At 38.3% G+C, this 24,239-nt stretch carries 17 protein-coding genes and 7 tRNA genes; 5 read left to right on the top strand and 19 right to left on the bottom strand.

What is annotated here, in order from left to right; all coding sequences use genetic code 11:
- Positions 1-5: 5 nt before the first annotated feature.
- Together mazG and D9O48_RS12040 are read right to left on the bottom strand one after the other, a co-directional pair.
- On the bottom strand, positions 6-776 hold the full coding sequence (mazG, locus tag D9O48_RS12045; RefSeq protein WP_126973230.1) for a nucleoside triphosphate pyrophosphohydrolase: 771 nt from the start codon (positions 774-776) through the stop codon (positions 6-8).
- 9 nt (positions 777-785) lie between these two features.
- The gene (locus tag D9O48_RS12040) at positions 786-1,715 is read right to left on the bottom strand and encodes a DUF3667 domain-containing protein (protein WP_126973229.1); all 930 of its coding nucleotides are present in this window, start codon (positions 1,713-1,715) and stop codon (positions 786-788) included.
- Between the two features lie 63 nt (positions 1,716-1,778).
- On the opposite strand from D9O48_RS12040, the gene D9O48_RS12035 reads away from it, so the two are divergent.
- On the top strand, positions 1,779-2,603 hold the full coding sequence (locus tag D9O48_RS12035) for a hypothetical protein (protein WP_126973228.1): 825 nt from the start codon (positions 1,779-1,781) through the stop codon (positions 2,601-2,603).
- A 138-nt stretch (positions 2,604-2,741) separates the two neighbouring features.
- On the opposite strand, the gene D9O48_RS12030 is transcribed toward D9O48_RS12035, so the two are convergent.
- From D9O48_RS12030 to D9O48_RS11980, 11 genes are all read right to left on the bottom strand, one after another.
- On the bottom strand, positions 2,742-3,248 hold the full coding sequence (locus D9O48_RS12030; protein ID WP_126973227.1) for a hypothetical protein: 507 nt from the start codon (positions 3,246-3,248) through the stop codon (positions 2,742-2,744).
- 54 nt (positions 3,249-3,302) lie between these two features.
- Entirely contained in the window at positions 3,303-4,169 is an 867-nt protein-coding gene (locus D9O48_RS12025) for a hypothetical protein (RefSeq protein WP_126973226.1), read from the bottom strand.
- A gap of 23 nt (positions 4,170-4,192) precedes the next feature.
- Positions 4,193-4,558 (bottom strand): hypothetical protein, encoded by a 366-nt coding sequence (locus D9O48_RS12020; protein ID WP_126973225.1) that lies wholly within the window; start codon positions 4,556-4,558, stop codon positions 4,193-4,195.
- Positions 4,559-4,944: 386 nt separating this feature from the next.
- Positions 4,945-5,030: transfer RNA gene (locus D9O48_RS12015), tRNA-Leu, on the bottom strand.
- A gap of 18 nt (positions 5,031-5,048) precedes the next feature.
- Positions 5,049-5,121 (bottom strand) — tRNA-Gly (locus D9O48_RS12010).
- 194 nt (positions 5,122-5,315) lie between these two features.
- Positions 5,316-5,401 (bottom strand) — tRNA-Leu (locus tag D9O48_RS12005).
- Between the two features lie 18 nt (positions 5,402-5,419).
- Positions 5,420-5,492: transfer RNA gene (locus tag D9O48_RS12000), tRNA-Gly, on the bottom strand.
- A 113-nt stretch (positions 5,493-5,605) separates the two neighbouring features.
- Positions 5,606-5,694: transfer RNA gene (locus tag D9O48_RS11995), tRNA-Leu, on the bottom strand.
- Positions 5,695-5,734: 40 nt separating this feature from the next.
- Positions 5,735-5,807, bottom strand: a tRNA-Gly gene (locus D9O48_RS11990).
- 109 nt (positions 5,808-5,916) lie between these two features.
- The gene (locus D9O48_RS11985) at positions 5,917-6,117 is read right to left on the bottom strand and encodes a hypothetical protein (protein WP_126973224.1); all 201 of its coding nucleotides are present in this window, start codon (positions 6,115-6,117) and stop codon (positions 5,917-5,919) included.
- Positions 6,118-6,162: 45 nt separating this feature from the next.
- Positions 6,163-7,191 carry a glycosyltransferase family 2 protein gene (locus D9O48_RS11980; RefSeq protein WP_126973223.1) on the bottom strand — a complete coding sequence of 343 codons (1,029 nt, stop codon included), beginning with the start codon at positions 7,189-7,191 and terminating at the stop codon, positions 6,163-6,165.
- Between the two features lie 89 nt (positions 7,192-7,280).
- Between D9O48_RS11980 and D9O48_RS11975 the strand changes: the two genes are divergently transcribed.
- From D9O48_RS11975 to D9O48_RS11960, 4 genes are all read left to right on the top strand, one after another.
- On the top strand, positions 7,281-8,435 hold the full coding sequence (locus D9O48_RS11975) for a sensor histidine kinase (RefSeq protein ID WP_126973222.1): 1,155 nt from the start codon (positions 7,281-7,283) through the stop codon (positions 8,433-8,435).
- A gap of 27 nt (positions 8,436-8,462) precedes the next feature.
- Complete coding sequence (locus D9O48_RS11970) at positions 8,463-9,293, top strand: NYN domain-containing protein (protein ID WP_126973221.1); 831 nt, start codon at positions 8,463-8,465, stop codon at positions 9,291-9,293.
- 274 nt (positions 9,294-9,567) lie between these two features.
- The gene (locus D9O48_RS11965) at positions 9,568-10,587 is read left to right on the top strand and encodes a bestrophin family protein (RefSeq protein ID WP_126973220.1); all 1,020 of its coding nucleotides are present in this window, start codon (positions 9,568-9,570) and stop codon (positions 10,585-10,587) included.
- A gap of 187 nt (positions 10,588-10,774) precedes the next feature.
- A complete protein-coding gene (locus tag D9O48_RS11960) occupies positions 10,775-12,283 on the top strand; it encodes a serine hydrolase domain-containing protein (RefSeq protein ID WP_126973219.1) in 1,509 nt (502 codons plus the stop codon).
- Positions 12,284-12,602: 319 nt separating this feature from the next.
- Here D9O48_RS11960 and D9O48_RS11955 read toward each other — a convergent pair.
- The 6 genes from D9O48_RS11955 to D9O48_RS11930 all read right to left on the bottom strand — a co-directional run bounded on the left by D9O48_RS11955 (position 12,603) and on the right by D9O48_RS11930 (position 24,235).
- A tRNA-Leu gene (locus tag D9O48_RS11955) sits at positions 12,603-12,686 on the bottom strand.
- A gap of 1,901 nt (positions 12,687-14,587) precedes the next feature.
- Complete coding sequence (bglX, locus tag D9O48_RS11950) at positions 14,588-16,828, bottom strand: beta-glucosidase BglX (RefSeq protein WP_126973218.1); 2,241 nt, start codon at positions 16,826-16,828, stop codon at positions 14,588-14,590.
- 29 nt (positions 16,829-16,857) lie between these two features.
- Positions 16,858-18,030 carry a glycoside hydrolase family 26 protein gene (locus tag D9O48_RS11945; RefSeq protein ID WP_158624882.1) on the bottom strand — a complete coding sequence of 391 codons (1,173 nt, stop codon included), beginning with the start codon at positions 18,028-18,030 and terminating at the stop codon, positions 16,858-16,860.
- 198 nt (positions 18,031-18,228) lie between these two features.
- A complete protein-coding gene (locus D9O48_RS11940; protein WP_126973216.1) occupies positions 18,229-19,542 on the bottom strand; it encodes a BT_3987 domain-containing protein in 1,314 nt (437 codons plus the stop codon).
- 53 nt (positions 19,543-19,595) lie between these two features.
- The gene (locus tag D9O48_RS11935) at positions 19,596-21,314 is read right to left on the bottom strand and encodes a RagB/SusD family nutrient uptake outer membrane protein (RefSeq protein WP_126973215.1); all 1,719 of its coding nucleotides are present in this window, start codon (positions 21,312-21,314) and stop codon (positions 19,596-19,598) included.
- 14 nt (positions 21,315-21,328) lie between these two features.
- Positions 21,329-24,235: a SusC/RagA family TonB-linked outer membrane protein gene (locus tag D9O48_RS11930; protein WP_126973214.1), complete on the bottom strand. Its 2,907-nt coding sequence runs from the start codon at positions 24,233-24,235 to the stop codon at positions 21,329-21,331.
- Positions 24,236-24,239: the final 4 nt, after the last annotated feature.

The raw sequence follows: 24,239 nt of genomic DNA, 5'->3' as shown, positions 1-24,239 counted from the left end.
TACCGCTATTTTTGGTGTTTAATTTCATTCCAGAGCTGATCCTGCTCTTCAAGACTGAGCTCACTAAATATCAGTCCTTTTTCTTCAGCCAGGGCTTCCATTGCTACAAACCGGTTCATAAACTTCTGATTGGCTTTGGCCAGTGCGTTTTCAGCGTCAATCTGCAAAAATCGTGCGTAGTTTACCAGCGAAAACAATAAATCTCCAAACTCTTCTTCAATATGCTGCTGTTGTTTTAACTCAACAGCCTCCTCCAGCTCACTCATTTCTTCCTTTACTTTTTTCCATACATCCTGGATATTATCCCATTCAAAGCCTGCCTGTTTTGCCTTTTCCTGCAGGCGGGTGGCTTTAACAATAGCCGGTAAAGCTTTCGGAACACCGCTTAATACTGATTTTTTTCCTTCTTTTAACTTCAGTTGTTCCCAGTTTTTCTTGACCTCCTCTTCATTTTCAACCTTCACATCGCCGTAAATATGGGGATGTCGGTGTATCAATTTGTCGCAAATTTTGTTAATAGCGCCCGCTAAGGTAAACTGTTGTTGTTCGCTGGCAATTTTTGCATAAAATACCAGATGCAGCAAAACATCACCGATTTCTTCTTCAATGCCTTTCCAGTCTTCGTCGGTAATTGCATCTACCAGTTCATACAATTCTTCTATTGTTAAAGGCCGTAAAGTATGAATAGTTTGCTTACGATCCCAGGGACAGCCTTGTCTCAGCTCGTCCATAATTTTGACCAACCGGTCAAAAGCTTCACTATGTAAAGATTGCATGAATTAAGATTATAATTTTACCAGTAGTAATATCATACCTGCTACAAAAGCGAACAGTAACACCAAAAACGCCAGTACACTAAACAAAATATACTTGACCAGTGTTTTGGAACGGCTCTGCTTATAAAAGTTTTTAAACGATTTATAAATATGATAAATAATAAATATAGTCATAGCAAAAGTTACCAGACCACCTACACTCCACGGTATCATATTGAGTAAAATGAGTATCAGGTTTGCTATAAAAATGAACAGAACCAGGTGCATGGTAAATATTCCATGATCACTATAATAATATTCTTTTCTTCGTATATACAATAACTTCAGGATACCGGCAAATATGGGTAAACATATAAATAGGAGGTACGGTATAGTACTCACATAAAGTTTAATGAGAAAGTTAATGGAGGAACTTCCCTGTAAACGGAAAGTGTCATTCAACTTGAAGGACTTTTCATTAAAAAACTTTCTGAGGCCTCCGTCTTTCTCTGATTCGGGTAAAGAATCCTGCCGCTTTTGATAATCCTCATAACCTCCATATTTTACCCCATACAATGTTAAGCTATCATATTTCCAGTTAATTTCTTTCTCTTTCCCATTAATTTTGATATTCTTACCCGTATCAGATATTACAAAAGACAGGGTAAAGAAAAAGATCGCAGAGCCGAAAATATACATTTTGAATGGATCGAGGTAACTGGCTCTTTTCCCTTCAAACCACTTATTTGCTAAAAAACCGGGACGTGTAATCAGATATTTGATAGATAACAAAAATTTACTATCATAATGGAATAAATCAGCAAGAAAATGCGTTATCGTTTGCCAAAAGGTTAATTTCACTTCAACGTTTGCTTGCCCACATTTTGAACAATAAAGTCCATTCACTTCATTTCCACAGTTCAGACAGTTTGTTTCGGTGCGTTGCTTATGATGACTCACTAGAAAATATTTTGCTTAAAAGTAAGAAATGAATGAATTTTATAAAAATATAACTCGTTATTTATGATGCGCTTGTTGATTATATTGAGTATAGCTTTAATAGCGAACCAATCTGTACATGCCCAATATTATTACAATAATATTTTAAGAATCCGTCAGTTACAAACGCAATTGAAAGATTATAAGTCGAACGGAGTAAAGCAAATCACCATGATTTCTTTCGACGACCGCGGTGAAAAAATGGAAGATTTCTCATCTACTATCCAGTTTTTACAACAATACAAGACATGGAGATCTGCTACAACATCGTGGGAAGGTACCAGTATCACCCAACATCAGTTTAATGAAGCCGGGCAACTTATTCAAACCATGGACAGTTCGTTAAATACGAAACAGATTACTCAATACTTCTACGAAGGTGAGTTATTAAAAAGAATGCAACTGAAATCATACAGTCGCGGGCAATTGAGCCTGGAATCTATCCAAAATTATGAATACGCTGGAAATACCCCATCCAGACTTACCGTCACTCAAAAAGGTTACGATACTTTATTTGTTGAATTTGTAAAAGATGAGGAAGGAAAAATAGTTGAAGAAAAAATAAGAAAAGGTAAAGTATTACATCAGACCTACTATTATTATTACAATGTACAACAACAATTAACGGATATAGTAAGGCATCACGCACGCTCCAATCAGCTACTGCCCGATTTTGTATTTGAATATCAACCCAATGGCCGTCTTGCTTCGATGCTGGTTACTACAGATGACAAAAGAGACTACCAGTTATGGAAGTATGCCTATAATGAAAAGGGACTAAAAATAAGCGACGTTTGTACCGGTAAGCAAAACCGTTTGATCGGAAAAGTTGAGTACCAGTATAAATAAAATTTCTTTATACATCTAAAAAAGCTCATTCCGGCATTGTACCAGAATGGGCTTTTTTACAATAGAATATATACAAATACTTATTCAAGACAGAATAATGTTGTACGCTTAGATTTTTATCCACGCTTTACCATTGTTTTACTTCCTGTAAAGTATGGCTTTCTGAAAAGCGCCGATAAGATGATTTGAAACTTCGAATACTTCTTCTGTTTCTGATATACTTTTACTGCTGGGGGCCTTTGCCACTACGTGTATTTCCATATGAAGAGCATCTTCTTCCAGCCAATAATAACAGATCAACAAATTACCTCCTACAGAAAAGCTACTGACCATGCGGCCACCTATAAATTGTTGCGGTAATACAATTCCGTTTTTTTCGTCAATTTTCCAGGTTTCTTTTTCCTTTACCAATTCATATTTTCTCGGGGTTTGATTGGGTGCTTCGTAATGCAAGGTCCACGACCAGCGGTCGGAATCTATCGGATGAATGACAAGACTCACCGGAACCAAATGTTTACCATTGGCTGAAAAAATATTTATTTCACCTTTCCAGTTACCTTCCCATGACTTTGGGAAATCGTTTGTTTGTGCAATCAGGCAAGAGCTCAATGACAGCAGAATAATTAATGTCAGTAAGGGTTTCATTCTATTTCTTTACAATTAGAATTATATCAGTAGCGTAACAACTTAGTCAGGCATTTACCTAAGTTTCATTATTTGTTCCAATAAAGGCGACAATCCACCGGCATTGATCTGATCATTATTCCAGAAGCTCATAACACAGCTTACATAATGATCTCTTACGGGTGCTGCAACAAAATAGATCGTCAGGTTTTTACCACCACTCATACCCGCCAGTAATCCTGTAACCCCGGTAAAGTCGTACATAATTCTTCTTGCATTTGTTTCAACTCCCTCAAAAATTACAGAAACGGTGGTATCGCTTACAATTTTACCTTTATTTCCGGCAGAAATACTAACATACTGGTTATTGACTGATTGGGTAGCGCTTTCCTGTGTTTTGTGTACACTCCAGTTCATCTGACCATAAAAGCGGCATTGAACATTGTTTACCCCCATCCATGCACAACTATTACCTAACAAAATTTTTCTGCCGGCGAAGTTAATACTATCAAGTTGCAGTTTATTATACACATTGGAAGGTATCAGATTGTTTCTTACCAGGTTTATAAACTCTCTTTGTAGTTCATTATCGGTTTTATTAACAGTAGTAAAAGTAAACCCTATCACTTTTTTATCAATACTTTCTACAAAATAGTAGTCAGTAGTAGTGTGTAAACCTGCCGGCTTTTCTTCCGTTTTAGAAAAATAACTATTCGGAAAACCCAGTAAAGGTTCGGTTGCTGTGAGGTCTTTTTCTTTCAGTTTCAGATTTTTAAACCCTTTTACAATACTTTTTGCATTCAGGGGAATGTCTTTGATTTCGCTGGTAATTTCAATTCCGTCCACATTATAAAAGTCAATACCTCTGTTATGGATTGCCTGCAAACGATTTAACAAATCAGTATCCTGTGCAGTAACCAGGCAAACCGATGGTATCAGCATACATGCAAGTAATATTTTTTTAATCATTTTGCTAAGGTAAAAGTGAATACAGGTTTTCCTTTTTCGTCAATAGATTTCACCCAGTTATTTTCCAGGTTAGGATCATTAAAAACAATGCCTTCTACCGGAAAATTTACAAACTGTGTAAACCATTTATTAGGAGGAATATCGTTTCTCAGTTTAACTTGTCTGGCCAGTACACTATCTCCCGGCAGTACGGTGAAAGGCAGTGTCATTTCGTAAGGTCCCATTGAGTTATATTTAATAATACTGGCTTTAAAGTTGAGTGATTGTGCCGTAGGGTTCTTTACATAAAAGGTGGTAAGGGTGTAGTTGGTTTTGCAACTGCTAAAACCAATAAGGATGATCAAAAGGAAAAGGTACTTCATTGTACTGGGTTGATTAGGTTTAATGACGCATTCGCATTCCCGAAAGGTAATAGGATAACGTCCACCTAAATTAACGAAAAAAAGAAATGCAAAGTGCATCGTAATTTGTAATCATTTGTTGAGCACGCTGCAACAGAGTACTTCTAACAGCAATGCTCCTTTTTTAAATATGAAAACCAGAAGAATATGCAGCAGCAACAATGATGTGTGAGAAGAAATATTTCAGTGAAGATTGACTTGTGAAGTATTTACGTAGATAAAACTTCCCACATCAATATTAAAAAAAACAGTTGTACTCAAGACAAGATTCAAACATCTTAAAGTTTACCTGATCGATTGAAAAGAAAGTGCATAAAAAAAGGCCATTCATTACTGAATGACCTTTGTACTCGGGATGGGAATTGAACCCACACTTCCATTACTGGAAACAGGATTTTAAGTCCTGCGCGTCTACCAGTTCCGCCACCCGAGTGATTCTAGGTAGAACTTGAGCGGAAGACGAGATTCGAACCCGCGACCCCAACCTTGGCAAGGTTGTGCTCTACCAGCTGAGCTACTTCCGCATAAGAGTTTGCGAAGATACAATTTCTTAACAAACCACCAAATAAATATTTGATTTTCAAGCAAATATTTTAAGAACTTTTTTCTTCTCCAACTATATGAAGAGAGAAAACCCTGGTACTCGGGATGGGAATTGAACCCACACTTTCATTACTGANTGCATAAAAAAAGGCCATTCATTACTGAATGACCTTTGTACTCGGGATGGGAATTGAACCCACACTTCCATTACTGGAAACAGGATTTTAAGTCCTGCGCGTCTACCAGTTCCGCCACCCGAGTGATTCTAGGTAGAACTTGAGCGGAAGACGAGATTCGAACCCGCGACCCCAACCTTGGCAAGGTTGTGCTCTACCAGCTGAGCTACTTCCGCATAAGAGTTTGCGAAGATACAATTTCTTAACAAACCACCAAATAAATATTTGATTTTCAAGCAAATATTTTAAGAACTTTTTTCTTCTCCAACTATATGAAGAGAGAAAACCCTGGTACTCGGGATGGGAATTGAACCCACACTTTCATTACTGAAAACAGGATTTTAAGTCCTGCGCGTCTACCAGTTCCGCCACCCGAGTGCAAAAAAAATCCATCAACCTAAAGATGGACTCTTTTTAGAGCGGAAGACGAGATTCGAACCCGCGACCCCAACCTTGGCAAGGTTGTGCTCTACCAGCTGAGCTACTTCCGCAAACAATATTTTAATAAAGAGCTTTTTGTTTTGGGATTGCAAAGATAAGAATGTGATGATAACTTCAAAATTTTTTATCATCTTTTTTTTATCTTTTTTCTACCCTAAACTATTTATACTCAGGTGTATAATGAGAAGAAGTCGGAACCTCTACTTCAGGTTTGCCTTTATAACGGTGTTTATATAAGCTGTAGCAACCACCTAAAACCATGGTTACAATAGCAAATACTGATAAATACCACAAATAACGTGAAGAGCTCACCCAATTTTTGGTGATGTCTTTTTCTGTTGGTTGTTGTTGTTGATCCATAACGTATTGATTGCGTTGCAAAAATAATATTTACTTTTTAAAAAATCACGCTTTACCTCTCAAAATTTCTCGAAATGTTTTTTTCTTCCCCGCAAAGTGCCACCACACCACACTTCCTTTATAATATCCTTTCAGGTTTTTGGTTGTTTTTTTCTCTTTTCTGATCGTTTTCCAGTTACTGCACAGCCATTTTCCAAAAGCATGGTGCGCCCGGATCACCGCATAAGCATACCTCATTTCACCATTCCAGATCGCTTTTGCTGAAGAAATATGGTCGAGCCAGAACCTGACTGTCAATACCCAGAGTAACCGTCTGAAAGGTAAGTTCTTCGATAACATTACCAGATTATTTCTGAAGTTCAGGTATACTTTTCGCATATTTCCTTTCGGCAGCGTTCCGCCACCTACGTGATACACTTTCGACTGGCCGCAGGCATATACCATATAACCGGCGCGTTGTGCCCGCCAGCATAAATCAATTTCCTCCTGATGCGCAAAAAAGTACTCATCCAACCCTCCCAGTTCATGATACAAATATGATCTTATCATCATTGCAGCACCACTTGCCCAGAATACCGGCACTGAATCATCGTACTGTCCTTTATCTTCTTCACAAATATCAAAAATTCTTCCCCGCGCAAAAGGATAGCCCCAATGATCCAACCATCCGCCGGCAGCTCCGGCGTACTCAAAATGATCAGGTGAATGATATTGTAATAGTTTGGGTTGACAGATGCCTATTTTCGGGTCAGACTCCATTAATGCAACCATCGGCTCTAACCAACCGGTATCTACCTCTACATCTGAATTCAACAGTACATAGTACTCTCCCTCTACCTGTTTCAAGCCTTCATTATAGCCTTTGGCAAAGCCGTAATTTTGTTTCAGCTGAACAATCGTTACCTGCGGATATTGACTTTGGATAAAGGCCACAGAGTCATCCGTAGAACAATTATCCACCACCACTACTTCTGTATTAAGATATGAAGTACCGGTTACAGAGGGCAAAAATTGTTCTAAATAATTTCTTCCATTCCAGTTTAAAATAACCACCGCAACTTTTGGAGCAGACATTTATCTTTTTTTATCGTTCTATTCTAGGCAAGTTATCAATTATTCAATTAAAACGGTAAAAGTTATAAGCAATTGTGTAAATTTAACGCATGTTCAAATCATTATGGAGCGGAAAAACGATCGGCGCTTTTATCGCTATTTTAATAGTGACCGGAACGCTATGGTACTCTCAACACATTGCCAAACAAATTGCCGATGCTGAACGTAAGCAGGTAATGCAGTGGGTGGAGGCAGGTAAATTATTGTTAATCGATTCGAGTGGTATCACAGACGGACTCACTTCTTCTATCATCACTCAGAACACTTCCATTCCTATTATTGAAACCAACGAAAAAGGAGAAATCACACAATATGTTAATATCAACGAAGATGAAATACGTAAAGACACCACTTATCTTCGCCACTTATTGAAAGAGTTTTCAAAAGTGCAGGAGCCAATTATCTGGCAGGATCCGATTAAAACTGATCAGAAGAATTATTACTATTACGGCGCTACCGCACTGTCTCAACAAATCAAATATTTTCCGATCGTACAATTAATTATTGTTGGTCTGTTTATCGGACTGATGATTTATGCCATTAATACTGCCAATAAATCTACCCAGAACCAACTTTGGGTAGGCATGGCAAAAGAAACAGCTCACCAGCTTGGTACTCCACTCAGCTCCTTACAAGGATGGGTAGAACTTATGAAAGAATCTCCTCCGCCCAACCTTTCTGAGCTCATGGAAAAAGATATTAACCGGCTGAAACTCGTATCTGACCGTTTTGGTAAGATCGGGTCGATTCCGGTATTGCAAAACAGTGAACTGATTCAACAAATCAGAAGCGTAACAGACTACATGCAGGTGCGGGCCTCCAATAAAGTACAGTTTGAAGTAGATTTACCTCAACACCCCATTCACCTTCCACTTTCTCCTACCCTCTTTGACTGGGTACTGGAAAACCTTATTAAAAATGCACTGGATGCTATTGACCACTCTGGTAAAATCAGTATTCAGTTTACAGAAAAAGCAGAAGAAGTTCATATTGATGTTACCGATAACGGAAAAGGAATGTCGCGTACCGTTCAGGCACAGATTTTTCAACCGGGTTTTACAACTAAAAAACGTGGTTGGGGATTAGGCCTGAGTTTAGCTAAAAGAATTATTAATGAATACCATCAGGGTAATCTGCAACTCGTACATTCAGAGCCGGGAAAAGGCACTCATTTCAGAATTACATTAAAAAGATCACTGACTTAATTTTCAATTTATTAATCCTTTAAAGATATGGCTAATAATAAATTTAATATAGCGGTGTTGATAGACGGAGATAATGCACAGGCAAAATTAATGAAAGAAATCATTGAAGAAGTTTCTATATACGGAAAGGCAACTATCAGAAGAGTATATGGCGACTGGACTTCGCCTCAACTGAATAGCTGGAAAGAAATCATCAATCAGTATTCAATTAATCCCATTCAGAAATTTTCTTATACCACTGGTAAGAATTCAACGGATAGTTCTCTCATTATCGATGCAATGGATATTTTACATGCAGGAAATATCGAGGGTTTTTGTATTGTATCAAGCGATAGTGATTACACCGGATTAGCCAAAAGAATCAGAGAAGAAGGTCTTTTTGTAATGGGTATCGGAAAACGACATACGCCCATTGCCTTTGTTAACTCCTGTGAAATATTCACCTTTACAGAAAACCTGGTAAATGAAGAGCCTGGTAAAATATTAACACTTACAGTACAGAAGGATCAGACAAAAGCAAAGTCTAAAAAATCTGCTCCAAAAAAAGATAAAAAAACCACAGTTGCCCCAACTGGTCAAACAGGTAAAACTGAAAAAGTAATTGTTAATGAAAAAACACAGGAAGCTTTGAAGCTGGACTTAAGTCTTATTGATAAAGCATTTCAAATTTCAGTAAACGAAGATGATCAGGCTTTTGTTTCACATGTAGGGTCGAACTTAAGAAAAATAGATCCAGCATTTGACCCCAGAACTTATGGATTTAAAACACTGACGAAACTTTTTGAAACAATCGATAAATACATTGTGATTAAAAATGATGTAAACGGATTGAAACATCCGATTGTAAAACTTAAATGATTTTTTCGACAATAGAGAATATTCATAATGCTTTGAGTTATACAATGGAATGTTTTTTATCAATTCCTGATTTACCCTTACTGAACACCTGCCCCTGCCCGTAGTACCCATCTGTTCGTACAAAATATTTGTAACAACCTGAAAAATAAAATTCGGGATTTTCAAATAAAAGTAAACCTGCTTTGTTTTAGTTTATATTTATAAAGTTCGGAATTGACGAGGAACGATATGTTATTGAATAACCCGATTTCTTATTATCAAACTCACCTAATTAATGATTACAAGAAAGACGCTTAGCCTGAATAATATCTTCACATTTGCCGGCCATCACTTATACTGGCTTACCGCATGGATGCTGATCGTAACCGCTATCTATTATTTCACCGACTGGAAAGTTCTGACAATGCCCACCCTTCCGCTAACCCTGATAGGTACATCTGTAGCATTTTACGTCGGTTTTAAAAACAACCAATCTTATGATCGTCTTTGGGAAGCCAGAAAAATATGGGGGGCTATTATTAATAACAGCCGCATTGCCGGTACAACAATAAAAAACCTGCACTCGGAGAACACTCAGCCAGCCGACTCTCTTGACATACGAAAACAATTTATTTTTCGTCATATTGCCTATCTGTACCAATTAAGGGTACAGCTACTGCAACCCACTCAGTGGGAACATGTTAGTTTGGGATTGCGCTTTGGAATATTCAATCAAAAAAGAAAAAATGCAATATTCAGAGCTTATACAAAAGAGTTAGAAGAGATTGCTCACAAAAAATATCTTTCCGAAGCAGAAATGCAATCTTTATCTAAATTTTCTAATAAGGCAACCCACATACTGGATAAACAAACTGAAATAGTGCAACTATTATTCAAAAACAGGCAGATTAATATGATGCAGCAGATGGAATTACAAAATACCATCAATAACTTTTATCATGAGCAGGGTAAAGCTGAACGTATCAAAAAATTCCCTCTTCCAAGGCAATACAGTAGTTTTAGTTTCATCTTCGTTTGCATTTTCGTTTTTCTGCTGCCATTCGGACTAATAGGCCCTATCAGCAGCCTCGGAAAAGAAATGGTATGGATGACAATACCTGCGGGTGTAATCGTAGGTTGGGTATATGTGGTGATGGAAATAATAGGCGACTATTCAGAAAACCCTTTTGAGGGATTATTTAATGATATCCCCATGCTCAATATTTGCCGTACGATAGAAATTGACTTACTTCAGATGATTGGTGAAGAGGAAATACCATTACCCGTAGAGCCAAAAAACAATATTCTGATTTAATTTAAAGATTTTTTTTACAGATACAAAATGATTGAAAAATAATATAATCCGGAAAATACTAAAACTCAGCATACAATAATAATGGCTGGTGCCAATAATCAACTATGCTTTTTTTTCATCCTGAAACATTTTAAATTCATATACGTCTTTATTCATGGAAAAAACATTTTAAAACTATAACTGTTCCATGAAAAAGACAATTATAATCTGCGGTTCATTTTTCACTATACTTATGAGCTGCTTTTTGCTGCATGCGCAAAATCCGGTGAAACATATCTCTGAATACTTTAACCATCTGCACACTTTTGACCAATTTAACGGCAATGCATTGATTGCTGTCAATAATAAAATTATTTACCAGCAATCTTTAGGTTTTGCCGATCAGAGTAAGAAAGTTCTTCACACTAAAAACACCCGATTCCCCATCGCATCCATTACCAAACCCTTTACGGCTACAGCTATTCTGCAGCTCAAACAAAAAGGTAAATTAACTCTGGATGATGCTGTTCAAAAATACCTGTATGAATTTCCCTATCAGAATGTAACCATAAGACATCTTTTAAGTAATACGTCAGGGCTGCCGCAGTATTACGATATTTTCAACAATATCATGGAACAAGATCCAACCCGCCTGATCAGTAACCATGATCTTATTCCTGTTTTTGTTCAAAATAATCTACCACTTCAGTTCAATCCGGGAGATCAATGGGAATACAATAATACCAATTTTTGTATTGCTGCATTGATTATTGAAAAAGTATCAGGACTAACATTTGCCGAATATCTCCATACGTATATATTCAACCCTGCAGGTATGAAAAACACGCTACAACCTGCTAACCGAAAAGATGTTTATCCTCAACAAACAGAGCGTTATACCTTTACTAATCTCTATACTACCACACTTGAAAATACCAGAAATATTCCGGACGTTTTTACAATAAATGAAAGAAGTAATTTTTATGGAAACGGGGGAATGATCAGCACTGCTGAAGATCTGTATCAATTCGACAAAAGCCTTTATAACGGCAGCTTATTGGGTGCAGAGGAACTGGAAGAAGCATTTACCCCCGCTAAACTAAACAATGGAAAAAATGCTACCTATTATTTAGATGAAAAAGAAGTTTATTACGGACTAGGATGGGAAATATTCTCAGATGAAAAATATGGAAAAGTAGTTTTTCATGACGGCTCACTTAGCGGATTAACGACTATGCTGATGAGAAATATCACCAAAAAACAAACGATCATTATCCTCGATAACACCGGCTCTAATGCTGTTTTCGCTGCTTCAAATGCCCTCTTATCAATGCTTAATCAACAACCTTACCAACCTGCTTCGAGAGACTTTTCCAGATTCTATGGTTATACAGTAGTAGAAAAAGAAAAAAATGATGCTGAAATATTACTCAACGATTATTTCTTAAAGCCTGAAAAATACCGTGTAACGGAAAGACAACTCATAAGGCTTGGATATGAACTACTCAGACATAACAAAAAAGAAAATGCAATAGTGGTTTTTAAAGCAGCAACCATGATTTTTCCGAAAAATTGGAACACATTCGACAGTTACGGTGAAGCGTTGCTGTTAACAAATCAGAAAGAGGAAGCGATCAGAATGTATAAAAAATCTATCGAACTGAATCCCGATAATGAAAATGGAAAAAAGGTATTAAGAGATATTTCCGGCAATTAATACTATAGCCTAAAATCATTTTTCTTATAAACAAAGCATATTCTGATTTTTAAACAAAGTCACGGGTTTGAATGCATCCTACTTTTGTTTCAACAAATCAAATTAATATGAAACAGAACATATGAAATTGACATTCAATATATTAACAATAATAATGAAACAAAAAAATGCAGGTTTAGATTAGAGAAAATTTTCTAATAATGTATCTGCTGCACTATTTTCGAAATAAGTTCAGGAAATGAACCATTAATGCAATAAAAACTTATAGTATCTACATAAAAATAACCGGCTGTAATACAGCCGGTTATTTTTATGTCAGTGCCCAAGACAAGATTCGAACTTGCACGCCCTTTCGAGCACCACCACCTCAAGGTGGCTTGTCTACCAGTTTCAACACCTGGGCAACCTTAATTGGGTGGCAAATATAATAATTTTTTGAATGAACAATAAATTATTTACAAAAAGAAGTGAAATAATCTATTGGTATACAAAGATAAAGGACCAGAAAAAAGTGTGCCTATGCTAGAAATTCTTACTTTTTTTCCATAAGCAAAGAGTCAGCTGAATAGCGAGATTGTTTTGGGGTTTGGATATCTCCTTAATTTTTTGTATATTATTTTAGAGGGGATACATATGCGACCCCTCTGGGGTCGTTCCGGTACTCGCGCTCTGTTATAAGTATGTGACCCCTCCGGGGTCACGATGCGTTACAATTAATTAAGTTACCAATACACTGTAACTATACCAAAACTCATCCACAAGGGAGTCAATATGCCTGACAATAAATACATACGCTTAACCTATTATTCAGTTGATATACACAGAATCTTTCGTCTCTGTAGAAGAATGCCTTCAACAGCGCATCCCGGAGGGTAATCTCACTAAGTTAATAAATCAGATACAGGTAATAGCTATTATCATCAGCTTCAATCATAGCAGACTTTAAAAATATTTACTTTTTGGTAGAGCCAAAAACATCCCGCATCCCGGAGGGTAATCTCACTAAGTTAATAAATCAGATACAGGCAAGAGCTGTTATCATCAGCTTCAATCATAACAGACTTTAAAAATATTTACTTTTTTGTAGAACCAAAAACATCCCGCATCCCGGAGGGTAATCTCACTAAGTTAATAAATCAGATACAGGCAAGAGCTGTTATCATCAGCTTCAATCATAACAGACTTTAAAAATATTTACTTTTTTGTAGAACCAAAAACATCCCGCATCCCGGAGGGTAATCTCACTAAGTTAATAAATCAGATACAGGCAAGAGCTGTTATCATCAGCTTCAATCATAACAGACTTTAAAAATATTTACTTTTTTGTAGAACCAAAAACATCCCGCATCCCGGAGGGTAATCTCACTAAGTTAATAAATCAGATACAGGCAAGAGCTGTTATCATCAGCTTCAATCATAACAGACTTTAAAAATATTTACTTTTTTGTAGAACCAAAAACATCCCGCATCCCGGAGGGTAATCTCACTAAGTTAATAAATCAGATACAGGCAAGAGCTGTTATCATCAGCTTCAATCATAACAGACTTTAAAAATATTTACTTTTTTGTAGAACCAAAAATATCCCGCATCCCGGAGGGTAATCTCACTAAGTTAATAAATCAGATACAGGTAAGAGCTGTTATCATCAGCTTCAATCATAGCAGACTTTAAAAATATTTACTTTTTGGTAGAGCTAAAAAACATCCCGAAGGGATGCCATATTTATAAAGCATGACTGAGTTACGACCCGACCCCGGAGGGGTCGCATATGNGTAGAGCCAAAAACATCCCGCATCCCGGAGGGTAATCTCACTAAGTTAATAAATCAGATACAGGCAAGAGCTGTTATCATCAGCTTCAATCATAAAAGACTCTAAAAATATTTACTTTTTTGTAGAACCAAAAACATCCCGCATCCCGGAGGGTAATCTCACTAAGTTAATAAATCAGATACAGGCAAGAGCTGTTATCATCAGCTTCAATCATAACAGACTTTAAAAATATTTACTTTTTTGTAGAACCAAAAATATCCCGCATCCCGGAGGGTAATCTCACTAAGTTAATAAATCAGATACAGGTAAGAGCTGTTATCATCAGCTTCAATCATAGCAGACTTTAAAAATATTTACTTTTTTGTAGAACTAAAAAACATCCCGAAGGGATGCCATATTTATAAAGCATGACTGAGTTACGACCCGACCCCGGAGGGGTCGCATATGTATCAGATAAAAGAGCTGACTATATAAGTCAGCTCCATTTTTCAGAGTTGCTATTCCTGTGAAATAATCTCCAATACCTGTATTTTATTTTAACCTGAAACGGGTGGTCAACACATCACGGGAGTTACCTCCGGCAAACACTTCAAACCAACCTTCTTCCAATACTTTGTTTCCCGCGCCATCGTAAAAAGACAGTTCTTCGTTTGTGAGAATAAATTCCATCACTTTTGATTCACCTTTCTCTAAAAATACTTTTTTAAACCCTTTCAGTTCTTTTACCGGACGGAGTATGGAAGAGGTTACATCATTTATATACAACTGCACCACTTCTTCCCCATCGAAACTACCAGTATTGGTTACCGTCACTTTTACCCGTAAAGTATTTTCTCTCTGAAGCGCGCTATCGCTCAACTCCAGATTGCTATAAGAGAAAGTGGTATAACTTAATCCAAATCCGAAAGGATACAATGGTTCATTCGATATGTCGCGGTAACGGCTTACCCATACTTCATTACTGTTAGCAGTTGCCGGCCGGCCTGTTCTGAAATGATTATAGTAAACAGGAATTTGTCCGGCTGCTAAAGGGAAACTCATAACGGTTTTCGCAGAAGGATTGTATTTACCTGAAAGTACCTGAGCAATGGCATTACCACTTTCGGTACCTAAAATCCAGGTGTAAACGATGGCATCACACAAGCCTGTAATTTCAGATAAAATCATCGGACGGCCACTAGACACAACAGCTATAATTTTTTTACCGGTTTTTTTCAGTTCTTTCAACAGCGCTATCTGATTCTGAGGAATGCTCACATCCGACAGCGACCGGGCTTCACCGGCTATTTCTCCTGAGAGGCCAATGTTTACAATCACGACATCTGCGGCACGGGCTTTATTAACCGCATCAGCAATAAGTGTCTGGTTTGATATTGCTCTATCCGCCTCGTAACCCTGGCTATAACTGATAGCAGTATTTGCAAAAACAGATTGCAGTCCTTCCTGTAATGAAACCGCTTCGTTAAAATCGCCTTGTGCCACCCAGAAATCGAACAAATGTTTCTTATCCTGCGCAAACAAACCGACTAATGCAATTTTTTTCGTATTGTTATTTAAGGGTAGTGCGTTATTTTCATTTTGTAAAAGGATGATAGAACGTTTAGCAGCCTCTAAAGCTTCTTTTCTGTGTTTTTCATTCAGCAAAGTAGCGGCTTCTCTTTGTTCATCAGAATAAGCAAAAGGATGATCAAACAGTCCGAGCTTAAATTTGTAATAAAGGATTCTTCCAACAGCATCATCGATGAGCTGCATAGAAACCTTGCCTTCTTTCACTAATTCAGGAATGTGTGCCACCAGTGCTTTGGTTTCCATATCCATCATACTACCGGCAGTAAGTGCTTTTAAAGCAGCGTCTTTATTGTCAGTAGCATATCCCCAATTCACCATTTCGCCAATGGAGTTCCAGTCACTTACTACAAAACCTTTAAAATTCCATTTATTCTTCAGTACTTCATCCAGCAGGTATTTATTTCCTGTAACAGGTGTGCCTTCAAAAGTATTAAAGCCATTCATGACAGTGGCTGCGCCGGCTTCAACAGCAGCTTTGTAAGGTGGTAAATATTTATTCCACAGTTCGGTTCTTGACATATCTGTATAAGCATATTCTTTACCGCCTTCTACCGCACCATAACCTGCATAGTGTTTTACACATGCCAGGATATGATTACTGTCGAGATTTCCCTGTAATCCTTTTACTCTTGAAGCGGCAATCTGAGCGCCCAGCCAGGGGTCTTCACCGGCACCTTCCATCACTCTTCCCCATCGCGGATCGTTACCGATATCGCACATTGGTCCGAACGTCCAGTGCACACCGGCAGCTGAAGTTTCGTTTGCGGCTACTGTTGCATTTTTTTCAATCTGTACCAGATCCCAGCTACAGGCTTCTGCCAATGGAATCGGGAAGATTGTTTTATAGCCATGCATTACATCATATCCGAAAAGTAAAGGTATCCCTAACCTGCTATCAAGAGCAGCCTGTTGCACCTGCTTTGTTTTACCTGCCCCCACAACATTCAGCATAGAACCTACTTCACCATTTTTAATGGATTGTAATTTATGCTGCCAATCTGCATTTCCTGATGCGGGGCCGGTATTCAGGTCACCGGCTAACTGGTTTAATTGTCCGGCTTTTTCTTCAATTGTCATTCGAGCTAACAGATCACTCACTCTTTTTTCAACGGATAAATCTGCGCGTTTATAATCGGGAATACCTGTAGAGTCGCTACAACCTGCCAGCAACACTACCAGTAAATGAGGAATATATTTAATCATCTTCTCTACAATTTATATTATGCTTCGGTTTATTTCAGAATTCCACCGAAAGTGCGGTCGGTTACCACACGCGGATTACTTAAAGCCGCTTTAAAAGCATTGGTGCTGGTTTCAGTCTGATTAAACAACCAGTTTGTTTCTTTATCAATATTAAACCACACGAAGGCTTTAATTTTCGGGAAGTTTGTTTCTAACTGAACAAACATGTCCGTAATCCATGCAGCTTTATCACCTCCTGTAGAAGAAGTTCCCATTTCGCAAATAACAATTGGTTTATCAGGGTGATTTTGTGTAATCCATGAATAAACATTTGTAAATACTTCGCCAAAACTCTGCCATTTAGACCATGATTGTGATGTACCGAAATTATATCCGTCCATACCGATAATATCTACATATTCATCACCAGGATAATAGGCATCCAGGGTTTGAGGATTGTTATTACCATTTGCATTATTCGGAGCCCATGTCCAGTAAACATTTGTTGCACCGGTTGCTTTAATTTTATCATGAACATATCTGAACCCTTGTACATAAGTAGCTGCAGGTACCAGTTCTTCATTAAAAATACTCCATGGATACCAGTCGCCGTTAAACTCATGTGCAAAACGTACTACGATTGGTTTTCCGAAAGCGGCCATTGCTTCACCGTACTTTCTGATATCGTCATCATATTTACCAGACATCAGTTCTGCTAATCCTAACATTGGCTCCCATGTAATATGCGGTACATACCCGCCGGCATCTGCATTTCTGCAAAACTGAACCGGGAAGTCTTTATTTCCGGTTACAGTCCATGCATCAAACATCATTGCCATACTTGGTTTTTTTCCAAATCCGTCGTAGAATGACATTGGAGTGCCGGAGTCATCAAAGAATCCCCAGAACAGTGTATTCACAACTGGTGTTTCAGCAACAGTAATATTTACGGTAACAGTTTGTCCTCCAAAGCTCACATTAAACACTGCGACACCTGAAGCTGATGGAGTACCGGTTAGTTTATAAACGATATTTCCCATACCATTTTCGAGTGTACCTTTTTGTAACACGGCTGTTAAGCCTGTTACTCCTGTAGAAGCGATAGCGGAGCCTGCGTCAAAAGCAGCACCATTTCCACCGGAATAAGAAATATACAGGTTACCGTCGTATACATTTCCTGCAATCACTTCAGGTGATACATGCGCAAAATCAGCGTTCAGCATTGTCACCGATGGTACAGAAACCGGCGTTGCATTATTCTTGTTACAAAAGCACATGCATGTAGCAAGTAATAAGCAAAAGATTGTTCTAGTCATAATTAATCGACATTCTTTTTTTGTAGGTTCAAAATTATTTTCAGGCATACTGTAAAAGCATCTGCAAATGCTTTTACAGTATAAACCTGTTTTCGCACTCATCCATTATTTCACAAACAGGATATCATCAAAATAAATTATTTCATTATCAGGTACATTCCAGTTGTTCAATCTCCATCCGAATTTTCTGAAATTATTACCGTTGTTCCACATGGGTTTACCGGAACCCGGGCCGATAGGTATTTTGTAATATGTCCATTGCGGCGACACTACGATACCAACACCCGCAAAGTCATTTCCATATCCATCAGGCATACCACTACCCATCAGCGATAGTTGAATACCTTCGTTACCCGTACCGTTGGTAGTACTTCTTGCCCAGAAAGTAATGTATTGATAACCGTCATTAATAAACCCTTCCCCATTCAGTATACCGCCGGGAGAATAATTATTACCGAAATAAGTTATTGCCAGTGATGCATTTCCTCTTTTAGCAACAGTAGTACTCACCGCCTGAGAAGAACCGTAATCATCACCGTCTGTATTCGGGCCAATATTAATTCCATAACCGTCTGTAAACACCTGCATGGCATTATTTACATTCACCAATTCAAAAGAAGATTTTGTAGTACCGAATGGTGTTACCAGATCAATCGACCCTCTGTTGAATGCATTCATTTCAGGCATTGTTACTACCAGTTCGTTTGATTTCTGCGAAACCACAGGAATGGTTATATCAGTTCCTGTAAATTTCAATGAAGTAACCTGATCAAGGTTTTGTCCGGTGATGGTGACTGTTATGCCTTCTTCCACATTGATTTCAGAAGTACCGGTAGCATTCGGGAATAATGCTTCTATATCCAGATCTACAATAGTTGTAGCACGCGTTGATTGAATTTCGTATTGACTGGGATTCGCTATTGTAACTGCCAGTAACAGGTGTTTTCCAAAATAAGCCGGATCTACAATCACTGTATTTTTTACAGACAGGTTAAAAGTTGCATATCCTTTATCGGAAACTTCCAGTTTTGCCGGAATTGAATAACCGGTATCTGGCATCAGGATGTAGTTGGCACCGAAGTTTCCTGTATTGATCAGTTCCTGTGTCAGGTTATTATCAACAACGACATCTACGCTGTAAGCACCAGCTGCAGAACCGGAAAGCGCTACTCCCAGAATAATATTGGTCGTCTGATTTACCGGATCTACCATATAATTCATTCCGGTAGGGCTTGCATTATTAGATGACCTGGGAACAGCATAAAGCCTGTCCACTTCACTTGCCGTATTAATGCTCTGAGGCATATATATCAGAGAAAACCCATAATCTTTTGCCGAATCATCCTTCTGACAAGAAGTGAAGATCAGTAATACTGCAAGCAGTAAGTTGGTAAGACCGCTTATATTTTTAAGTTTCATAATTCAGCTTTTTTATTTTTTGTACCGATGAGCTCCGGATAGTTATTGTTGAACTACCAGCCCGGATTCTGTACAATTGCGCCGTTAGAAATATTGATTTCAGACTGAGGGAAAGGGTAAAAGTTCATCTTAGGGCTAACAAATACCCGGTTCTGCACAGCTTTCGGAGTATAAATGAATACACTTTCATGCCGTGTAACTTCAACGCCGGTTACCGGTTGGTTCTGAATATCAGCTGCATTTCCCCAGCGAATAAGATCCCAGTATCTGTGATTCTCAAAAGCGAGTTCTATTCTTCTCTCATGTTTTACAGCTTCTCTGAAATCACCCTGAGCTGCCGCGGTTACCGCAGGCATGTTAACTCCCGGTCTTGAACGAACCATATTGATAGCTTCACGTGCTGTGAACACATAACCATTATTATTATCAGGTCCGTAAGCTTCATTCATCGCTTCAGCATATACCAGTAACAATTCTCCGAAACGGAATACCGGCCAGTTGTGTTGAAACTGCGCATTATTAATCAGATCTGCATTATCTACCAGAAACTTCTTTAGATAATATCCGGTTCTGCTTGCATTGATTCTTTTCATATCATCGCTGCCACCGGGAGCCTGATTAATAATTCTACTGTTCCAGGTACTGCCGTTTGTAACAATAGTATAACCCAGTCTCGGATCACGGTTTGCGTATGGATTTCCCGGAACTTCCGGTCCTGTGAATTCATACGCGCTTACCAGATTATGCGTAGGTGTAATTCCACTGTTACCACCGGCGGTTGCTATAGGATAATTTGCTCTTTCCAGATTATTATCAGGAGCATATCTTATAGCCAGAATTGTTTCGTTACTCATGAGCGTATTACTTCCCAGAAAGTAGTTTCTGTAATCAGCATCCAGCTGGTTATTACCTCCTGTATTATCTGTTCTGCGGGCGAAAACGAGTGCTTCATTTGCAGCTGCTGCTGCAGCTTCCCATTTAGCAGCGCTGTTTGAAGGGTTGTGCAAAGGACTTGCTGCATATAACAACACGCGTGCTTTTAAAGCCAGTGCCGCACCGACGGTAAACCTTCCGTCATAATTACTGAAAGCCGAAGTTTTCCAGTTAGGTTGCAGATCATTTTTATAAGTATCTATTTCAGTAATAATAAAGTTTACCACATCTTCAAAAGAGGATGCTGCTACTGATGGTCGTTCTGATATCGCATAAGTTTGTGTAAGTAAAGGAGCACTTCCGTACCTTTTGATTAATTCAAAATAGAAGTAAGCTCTTAACACATGCGCTTCAGGAATTGACCATTCCATCAGTTTTATATCATTCTCAAAATTCAATCTGGTATCTGCTGTAATGGTATCTCTGTTTAAAGCCAGCAATGCTTTATAATCACCACCATTTTTATTCAGGTATTCTAAAAAGTAATTCACGGCAAAAATTCCGGAATAATAATTATTATATCTGTCGTCAGGATTATTAAACTGATTCCAGTTACCATTATTAAAGAGGTAAACATTTCCTACACTGTTTGTTTGTACCGCTTCATCCGTTACTGCGGCAAACAGGTTACCATCTAATACATTGAATTCATTAATCTGCTGCATGTACGCATAAGGCGCATTCGCGAGCTGAATAATAGTAGTATAGTTCTGATCAACATTGTGTTGAACAGGTTGCGTATCCAGCCTTGTATCCAGAAAATCTTTACTGCACCCTGTTGCACCAATTAAAGCGAAAGCTAATGCCGCTTTAGTAGTTTTGTTATATAGCAAGTTCATAATAGCATTCATTTTTAAAAGGTTAACGATACACCTGCGCTGTATGATTTAATAGGTGGATACCCGGCAGTTGCTTCCGGATCAAATCCATACTCTTTAGTGAATGAAGACCAGGTAACAGGATTTACTGCAGTAACAAAAACTCTCAATCGGGTAAGATGCAGCTCTTTCAGTATATTATCAGGTAAAGAGTATCCTAACTGAATATTTCTTAATCTTAAAAAGTCTGCATTCTTCATCCAGAAAGTAGAATTCGTATAATTATTCGAATTACTTACTGTTGTTAACCTTGGAAAATCAGCAGTGTTTCTTGTATCGATACCCTGATCAGGATAATAAGCCCATGCATTTCCTGCAAGAGGATAAATATTGGTGTTACCTACAAATGGAACGACCTGATTGTAAGAAGCTCCTAACAGATTCACACTAAGTCCTGATGCTCCCTGAAACAATGCGGAAAGATCGAATCCACGATAAGAAAATGCCAGATTGAAAGAGTAATAGAAGTTAGGATATTCAGGATTACCAATTTTAGTAATATCTGTATTATCGATGAATCCGTTGTTATCAAGATCTTTATACTTAATGTCGCCAGGTTGTACCGGACCAAAAGCCGGCACTGGTAACCCTGCTTTCAAAGTACCATCATTATTAAAATCTTCCAGTTGATATAAACCATCAGCAATTAAACCTATCGGAGTACCGATTGGTAATCCGGTTGTATTCGAAAAGTCATTTTTGTTTGGAATTTCAGCCTGATAATTTATTTTATTTTTAGCATAAGTTCCCATTACATCCACTGAATAATGAAAGTCACCTGCTTTATCAGCATAATTCAATCCGAATTCAACGCCGGTATTGGTTACTTTACCGATATTCTGGAACGGTAACATATCGGCACCGGTATAGCCAAGGTATCCCGGAACCAGATTATTTCTTGTAATGATTCCGCTTCTTTTATCCAGGAACCAGGCTGCATTCACAGTAAGTTTACCCAACAATGTAAGATCAAAACCTGCTTCATATTTCATGCTTTGTTCAGCAGTAATGTCAGGAGTAGCGATACGCCCGAGGCTGATGCCATTGTTATAATTTAAATTACTGTTGCCAGTAACACTTCCTGCTACATATCTGTAATATTGTTGATAGAGATAACGTCCCTGGAATGTTTGGTCATTACCTGATTTACCGGCAGCAGCTCTTAATTTTAAGAAACTGATGACATTGTTATTTTTCAGGAAATCCTCATCAGAAGCAATCCATCCCAGCGAAACTGCCGGATAAAATTTCCAACGGTTTCCCGGGGCATAAGAATCTGATCCGCTGTATCCCCACCCCAGTTCAGCGATATATCTGTTTTTGTAAGCATAGTTTACTCTGCCGCCAAGGTTCTGAAAACGGTACGACAATCTTGAAGCATCTTCATTCGCATCAGGAATCATATCACTGGCATAGTAGTTAATTGCCGCTGTTACAGCATGATCATTAAAAGTGCGATTATAACCTGCAACCAGGTTCGACTGACGCCAGGTCAATTGTCCGTATGGTTGATTATCCTGAAAGTCAATAGGTGTAGTTCTATCTGAAGTGGCCTGATTTCCTTCGAAGAAACGCGCATAGGTCATTACTTTATTCTGAATTACTCTCGACCAGGTATTAAATGAAACGGATTGACTCAGGTATAATCCCTTCGTAACAAAGTCAAGGTTTTCTTTCAGCATAAAATTACCTTGTAAGGTTCTGTCATGTGAAGTAAAAAGTCCGGTTGAGTTGAGTTGCGCTACGGGGTTATTGGGATATAAAGTATTACCAGACCAGTTACCGGTAGCCGCATCGCGCACAGGATAAATATTACCCGGATAAGTAGACAGTTCTCTCCAGAAAGCAGCCGCATTATCATAATTGTTACTGCTCATCGGGTGCCTGTAGCTTTCAATTCTTCCTCCCAGATCTACCTTTGCCTCAAAAATTTTAAAGAATTTCAGGTCTACGTTTGAGCGGATATTAAAACGTCGCAAATCTGAATTAGTAGCTACATCAGATGATTTCGGAACATTAAACAGTCCGGTTTCTCCCAGATAATCTACAAACAGATTATAACGTGATAACTCATTAATATCTCCCTGTACATTTACATTTGCGTTGGTATAGTTACCTGTATTGCGTAATGCTTCATTATACCAGTCAACGTTTGTTCCCTGACCATTTTTATATGCCTCCAGTTCAGCTTCTGAATAAGAAGGAGACCAGATATAGCGGTTTCCATTCAGTGCATAATTATCATTACTAACAGCCTGATTAAACAGTCTTGCATAATTATAACTATCATAAGGTTTTTGTAGTTTGGTTGCCTGCTGCACACCAGATACTATATTTGCGTCAACCCTGAAAGTTCCGGCAGTTGCGCGTTTAGTGGTAACCCACAGTACTCCGTTAGCACCTTTCATACCGAAAGTAGCCAGGGTAACAGGGTCTTTCAGCAGGCTTACACTTTCTATTTCACCTGAAGCGAGGTATTGAAAATAGAAAGAGATATCTACCTGAAAGCCATCAACAAAACAAACAACGGTTGAATTGTCATAGGTTCCGGTACCTCTCATCATCAGCGAAGCCTGATCATATCCTAACTGACCATTATTCTGCATCACCATCAGACCGTTCAGTCTTCCGTATAATGTATTAGTTATATTGGATACAGGTGTTTTAGTCAACAGTTCGCCTGAAACTGTTGAATGAGAAGCAATAGATCTTTGCACCGGTATTTGTAATAAAGGGCCCGGTTCATATTTATTTTCAGAATTGCCGCTGGTATTCTTTGTAGTATCTTTTGAAGCCGACTGTGCGTTAGCTGTAAAAGTACCTCCGGTGAATATTGCCAGCATTAAGAGGCTAATTCCTTTTATAGTCAAATATTTCTTCATATAG

Origin of the sequence: Gynurincola endophyticus (assembly GCF_003991195.1) — a bacterium.
Classification (GTDB): Bacteria; Bacteroidota; Bacteroidia; order Chitinophagales; family Chitinophagaceae; genus Gynurincola; species Gynurincola endophyticus.
The sequence above is the reverse complement of the archived record's forward strand: the minus strand, read 5'-3'. Positions and strand labels throughout refer to the sequence as shown.